The 5,837-nt window shown below is 68.6% G+C and carries 5 protein-coding genes; 2 read left to right on the forward strand and 3 right to left on the reverse strand.

Annotated elements, in window-relative coordinates:
* Nucleotides 1-47 precede the first annotated feature (47 nt).
* Together AC067Z_RS38455 and AC067Z_RS38460 are read left to right on the forward strand one after the other, a co-directional pair.
* The gene (locus tag AC067Z_RS38455) at nucleotides 48-485 is read left to right on the forward strand and encodes a hypothetical protein (protein ID WP_478794293.1); all 438 of its coding nucleotides are present in this window, start codon (nucleotides 48-50) and stop codon (nucleotides 483-485) included.
* Nucleotides 482-1,000 carry a hypothetical protein gene (locus AC067Z_RS38460; RefSeq protein ID WP_478794294.1) on the forward strand — a complete coding sequence of 173 codons (519 nt, stop codon included), beginning with the start codon at nucleotides 482-484 and terminating at the stop codon, nucleotides 998-1,000. Before AC067Z_RS38455 ends, AC067Z_RS38460 begins: the two co-directional genes overlap by 4 nt.
* A 200-nt stretch (nucleotides 1,001-1,200) precedes the next feature.
* Here AC067Z_RS38460 and AC067Z_RS38465 read toward each other — a convergent pair whose 3' ends face one another.
* From AC067Z_RS38465 to AC067Z_RS38475, 3 genes are all read right to left on the reverse strand, one after another.
* Nucleotides 1,201-3,249 carry a serine/threonine-protein kinase gene (locus AC067Z_RS38465; RefSeq protein WP_478794295.1) on the reverse strand — a complete coding sequence of 683 codons (2,049 nt, stop codon included), beginning with the start codon at nucleotides 3,247-3,249 and terminating at the stop codon, nucleotides 1,201-1,203.
* Between the two features lie 16 nt (nucleotides 3,250-3,265).
* Nucleotides 3,266-5,488 carry a protein kinase domain-containing protein gene (locus AC067Z_RS38470; RefSeq protein ID WP_478794296.1) on the reverse strand — a complete coding sequence of 741 codons (2,223 nt, stop codon included), beginning with the start codon at nucleotides 5,486-5,488 and terminating at the stop codon, nucleotides 3,266-3,268.
* A 147-nt stretch (nucleotides 5,489-5,635) separates the two neighbouring features.
* The coding region (locus AC067Z_RS38475; protein ID WP_478794297.1) for a WXG100 family type VII secretion target at nucleotides 5,636-5,837 on the reverse strand (202 nt) is incomplete at its 5' end.

A 5,837-nucleotide genomic window follows, 5' to 3' on the forward strand; every position in this document is an offset into this window, starting at 1 on the left:
TTCGGGTGTGCTGAAGGCGACGTCGGAGAGCCAGCCACGTCGCAGCAGTGACCGCACGGCGGCGGCGTGCGGCGGGTCGGGAGCGTCGGGGGCTCCACTCCGCGGCAGACAAGGAATGCAACGAGGCGGCCGCTGACAATCAGAAGTGGGTCGACCGCATCCTGAGCGTCGGCATCGACAACACAACCGCAAGGGTTCCGATTGTGGGCGATGTCATTGGGTGGGCCTCCGAGGACATCCAGGACAGCATCATGAAGAGCATCGAACAGGACTCCGCGAATCAGGCCGAGGGCGAGGCGACACGTACGTACCGCGACGGACGAGCAGCGCTCATGGACTCCGCGCGGACGGCCGTCGAAGCCGCCACGCGCAACGGCGACATGGATGTCGACACCATCAACGACCTCAAGGACTCGGCGGCGAACGGCGCGGACGACGGCCACACCGCCGGCGCCGCGATGGAAAGCTCGGGAGATGCTTCGTGATCAGGCGAACCCTCGTCGGCGCTGTCGGCGCCCTCACGTTGCTGGTACTGACCGGCTGCTCCGACGGCAAGGACCAGAACTACGCGGTTCCGGCCGAGCTGTGCGGCGCTTCGGTGAAGTCCGACCTCACCAAGGATCTGCTGCCCGGCGGGGACAAGCTCAAAGTCAGCGAGTCGAAGTCCAACAGCCCGTCCCCGCACCATTTCTGCAACCTGATCGTTGACGGGGACATCGAGCTCTCCGTCGAAGGTGTCTGGCACCAGGGCGGAGTGAGTGCCGAGGACGCCGCCGCAGAGAGCCAGCAATTCAACACGCGGTCGACCCAAGGCGGTCGATTTGCGGTCTGGGACGAAGGGGCGGTCACAGTGGTCGACTGCAAGAACCCGGAGTACAAAGCCGAGAGGTTCTCCTTCGAGTTGCATGTGGTGCGCCCCGACGGTGACGTCGGCTCCAAGATGGAGCGCTTCCTCGCCCCGTTCGCGGACTCGTACCGCAACACCCTGCCCTGCCAATAGGGGCCGGAGGGCGTGCGTGTACACGCACGCCGGCGATTGGCCCGCGTAGCTCTCCGCCGGGACTGTTGTCGCCTCCGGGCAGGGCGTCTTCCTCTCGCGGCAACGGGGGAACCGGCTGCTGCAGACGGGGGCTCATGCCCGGGCAAGGCGCTGCAGCAACTACGGCCCCATCCAGCGGTGGGTCGGGCCGGGCTACTCCGTCAGGAGCGAACCGGCAGGGCGGTGATGCTTCCGCCGCGTTCCACGAAGACACGGTTGCCGTCAGCCGACGTCACGTTCGCGCCGAATCCGTCGCCCAAATACGAGGTGGCCCCGTCGCCGGTTCGCGTACTGACTGCGATCAACGCTCCGCCGGTCGACTCGGCAAACCAGGCGGTGCCACCCTGCACAGCAGGCGGGATCGGCGCACTGCTGCCCGAGGCGGTGTAGTAGTACCACTGCTGCTTGCCGTCGCTCGCATTGAGGCGGTAGAAGTCGCCGTCAGCGGCGTACACGGCATCCCCCCGGGCGGTCGGCGGCCCCCATCCCTTGTACGTCGCCGGTACGGACCACAGTTCATCTCCGGTGCTCAGCGAGCGGGCCGTCAGTGTGCGCCCTCCGACATACACCGTGCCGCCCGCAATGGCCGGCGGCGTGGCCGACGTGCCTTGGTCCGCGAGATCCCACGCGGTGCGGCCCGTAGCCGTGTCGACAGCGATCACGTTGCCGTCCGACGGCACGAGGATCAGACGCCCTCTGCCGGTCGCCGCGGCAGGGGGTTCCTCGGCAGACGTGCGCACGGGGGTGGGAACGGACCACAGAACCTTTCGAGTCGTGACGCTGACGGCACACAGCTGCCGTTCCCGGGTCATCAAATACACCGCGCGGGCATCCGCCGCCAGGAGCCGTTCCGTGATGACGGAAACCGTCCAGGCCTGTTCACCCGTCGACGCGACGAACCCGTGCAACGTGCCCTCAGCGTCAGCCGCGACGACGAGCCGGTCGGCGACCGACACGAAGCCTGAGGCTGACTCCACGTCAGGGGCCGTCCACTTCGGCTTCCCGTCGGTCACCCTGCGAGTGGCCAGGCCGCCATCAGCTGCGCCGAAGACCACGACATCCCGTACCGGAAGGGGAGCCGGCGTCCGCGGATCCGCACCCGATGAGGGCCCCCACAGGGGCGTCTTCAGGCTCGCGTCGGGTCCCAGCAGCGGCGCATCGGTCCGGTCGGCGGCCGGCGGGACCGCCACCACCTTCGGGGCGCTGCTGCGTTGTTCCCTCCACCACCAGGCAGCACCGGCGCCGGTCGTGAGAACAGCGCCTCCGCCGGCGACGGCGGCGAGGAGGCGGCGCCTGGACGGGATTGCATTGCCGTCCGCGGAAGGCGTCGAGGTGACGGATTCGGCGGTGTCCTCACGCCGTGTGATGTCCGCGCCCAGCGGGCCCTCGCGCCACACCTTGCCTGCGCCCCGGGGAGGAGCGAGAGCCCGCGCGATCTGTGGGGGCAGCGGGCGCTCCGCCGGGTTCTTGGCGAGGCAGGGAAGAAGAAGTGTCCGAAGTCCGGGTGGCACCATGCCGAGATCCGGATCACCGTGCACGACCTGGTACTGCACGCCCGCCACATGCGGACCCGAGTACACGCGCGTCCCCCCGGCCGCATACGCCAGCAGGGCGCCGAGCGAGAAGACGTCCGCAGCCGGACCGACTCGGTGCCCGAGAACCTGCTCGGGCGCACCGTAGCCAGGTGTGACCGGGATCTGCCCGGTCGTCGTCAGGGTCAGGCCGTGTTCAGGACGGGCGATGCCGAAGTCGATGATGCGAGGGCCACCGGAGGTCAGAACGATGTTGGACGGCTTGAGATCCCGGTGGACCAGACCTGCCGCGTGAATGTCCTGGAGCGTGAGGGCGAGGGAGGCGGCCAGGACTCGGACGCCCGGTTCGTCCAGCGGGCCGTATGCCGCAACCGACTCCTCGAGCGTGGGGCCCGCAAGAAACTCCGCTGCGATCCAGGGCCATCCGCCCTCGGTGTCCGCGGCGAGGACCCGTGCGACGCCTCCGCTGGTCACCGCCTGTGCGGTCCGGGCCTCGCGGACGAAACGCTGAGCCAGGTTCTGGTCGTGCGCGAGCTCGCGGCGCAGGACCTTGACCGCCGCCGGACGGCTGGCATTGTCCCGCCCGAAATAGACCTTTCCCATGCCTCCTTCGCCGAGAACACCAAGAATGCGGTACGGGCCGATGCGCAGCGGATCACCGGCGCCGAGGGGAATCATCGATTGCGGTGCTTTCTCATTCGAACGGCAGGGCCGTCATGGTGTTGCCGTCGACGCAGACGAGCCGTTCGGCTCCCTCGTGCGCCGCGACCGCAGGCGCAGAGGTGCGGTACGTCCAGACGGACTTCCGGGTTCGCAGGTCGACGGCGCTGATGCCAGTGCCGATCCTGGCGTAGGCGTACTTCTTGCCGATGATCGGCGGCAGGTCGAGGCTGGGCGTCTCGTCCTTGGTCAGGTCCTCGACCTCCTCCCACAGCAGTTTCCCCGTTGCCGCGTCCAGAGCGACGAGACCGCGCTCGCCCTCGGCCGCATACACGACACCGTCCTTCACCGCCGGGGTGCCATAGCGTCGTGCATCCTCCGCCACGGCCTGATTGCGGCCGTCCCCGAACTTCCAGGCGACCGTGCCGTCGGAGAGCCGCAGCGCCCAGACGTGTCCGCTGGCGAGGTACACGTGACGCTCGTCGACGGCGAGCGCTCCCGGGATGACGTACGAGTCGTCGCCCGTCTGCCGGGGGACGTCCATGCCCCAGAGCCGTTCGCCCTTACGCATGTCCACAGCCGCCACGTAGAAGACCGGGTCAATGGGTTCCCCGCTCCGATCCGTCGTGTCCTTGCGGCAGAGGATCAATCGTTCCCCCACAACCTTCGTGGAGGCAGCCGCAGACTCGTTCCCCGGATGGAATCTCGGCATGGTCATCTCCCACACCCTCTTGCCGGTCCGGACATCGACGGCCAGGAGACGCCAGTCCTCGGCCTGCTCCTCGTAGTCGTCATGAGAGGGCTCGTTCTTCCGGGCCGTCATGACGAGCACCCCATCGGCCACGACCAACACTTCTGCGTCCTCAGAAGCGCCGGCGAACTCGTCGAACCGGGCTATGCGACGCTGCGGGGTGCCGGTCCCTGGTGTGAAAGCGTGCAGTGACAGTCCGACGCCCTTCTTCACCGCAGGCAGAAATCCATAGATCTCCTTGCCGTCCGTCGTCATCTGGTGCCTGCTCCGCCACAGTTGTGCCGACCAGCGACGCCGGCCGCTTCGCGCGTCGAATCCGGCCAACCCACCCCCGGACCAGGTAACGACGACGTCGTCCATGGGCAGGAGAAGTGGCTTCTCCCCATCCGCGCCGGAAGCAACGTCCCACAGCGGACGTGGCGCGTCGTCGGCCGGTCCTGAGGGCTCGTCCCCCTCGTCGCCGGGCCATCTCCCCCCGAACCACACCCACGCTCCCGCCGTAGCCACGCTCAACGCGGAACCACCGGCCCATGACAGCACCTTGCGGCGGGACATGCGGCTCGGGCCGCCGCCGGCGACCGCGGAGGGGTCCTGCGACACCGAAGGCGCCGGGAGCCGGGACGGCTGGTACTGCCACACCTCCGACGCTCGGCGGGCTATGTCCGCGAGGACTCCGCCCGGGAGGTGGTCCGCGAACTGACCCTGACCGGAGTGCAGTTGAGAGATCAGCTCCGATGTGGTGGGACGCTGGGCGGGATCCTTGGACAAGCACCGGCTCAGGATGGGGACCAACGGGCCGGGGACGCCGGACAGGTCGGGGTCGGCGAAGCGGACGCGATAGAGCAGGTCTGCGGCCTGGCCACTGCCGAAGGGGCCACGCCCTGTTGCGGCGTAGGTGAGCACCCCGGCGAGCGCGAATACATCTCCCGCAGACGTGTGTTCCTGACCAGTGGCCTGTTCCGGGGACATGAAGGCGGGAGTGCCTGCGACTGCCCCGGTGCGGGTCAGGCGGTCGTCGCCGACTGCCCGGGCGATACCGAAGTCGATGATCTTGGGACCGTAGGCCGTCACCATGACGTTGGAGGGCTTCAGATCCCGGTGGACGACCTCCGAGGCGTGGAGTTGGGCGAGGGCTCCCGCGAGGGCGGCGACGAGTGCACGGAGGGTGGTTTCGGGGAGGGGGCCGCAGAGGGCGACGGCGTCGTCGAGGGGCGGGCCGAGGACGTACTCGGTGGCAAGCCAGGGAGTCTCGGCTGCCGGGTCGGCGGCGACGACTGTCGCCCCGTGGTGGCCGCCAATGATCCGGGCCGCGTCCGTCTCCAGTCGGAAGCGGGTCCGCGAGGCAGGATCGGATGCGATGCCCGCGTGCATCGTCTTCAGCGCAACGGTACTGCCGGCGGGCGAACGAGCCAGATAGACGGTGCCCATGCCACCGCTGCCGAGCCGGGCGAGGAGGCGATACACGCCGATGCCGACCGGATCGTCGTGGGTGAGGGGCGAGAGCATCGTCAGGTCCTGGTCGTGGTTTTCGGGAGCAGCGGATTTGCGGCGGCGCGAAACTCCACGGACTTCCGTACGCCAGCAGCGAGATGAGACGCAGTAAAGGTGGGCACCTCCCGCGCGTGCCCACCCTGTTCACTGCTTGGCCGTGGCTTAGAAGTAGCCGGCGGCCTTCTTGTCACCGGCCTGGTAGGCCGGGCCCGCCTCGCGCACTGCCTTGGCAATGCCCTTCAGGGCCGTGTGGATGGCGCGCGTCTCCGTGTCCCACTTGCCGTGGGCGCCGTCTGCGGCGGTCTTCGCCTCGCCTTCCCAGGTGTTCGAGACGCTGCGGATCTGTGTCTGGATGGCCTCAAGG

Source organism: Streptomyces sp. NPDC043812 (assembly GCF_056436245.1).

Excerpts from the sequence above, each read along its gene's own strand:
- AC067Z_RS38465 (WP_478794295.1), bottom strand. The coding sequence starts at position 3,249 with ATGATTCCCCTCGGCGCCGGTGATCCGCTGCGCATCGGCCCGTACCGC.
- AC067Z_RS38470 (WP_478794296.1), bottom strand. The coding sequence starts at position 5,488 with ATGCTCTCGCCCCTCACCCACGACGATCCGGTCGGCATCGGCGTGTAT.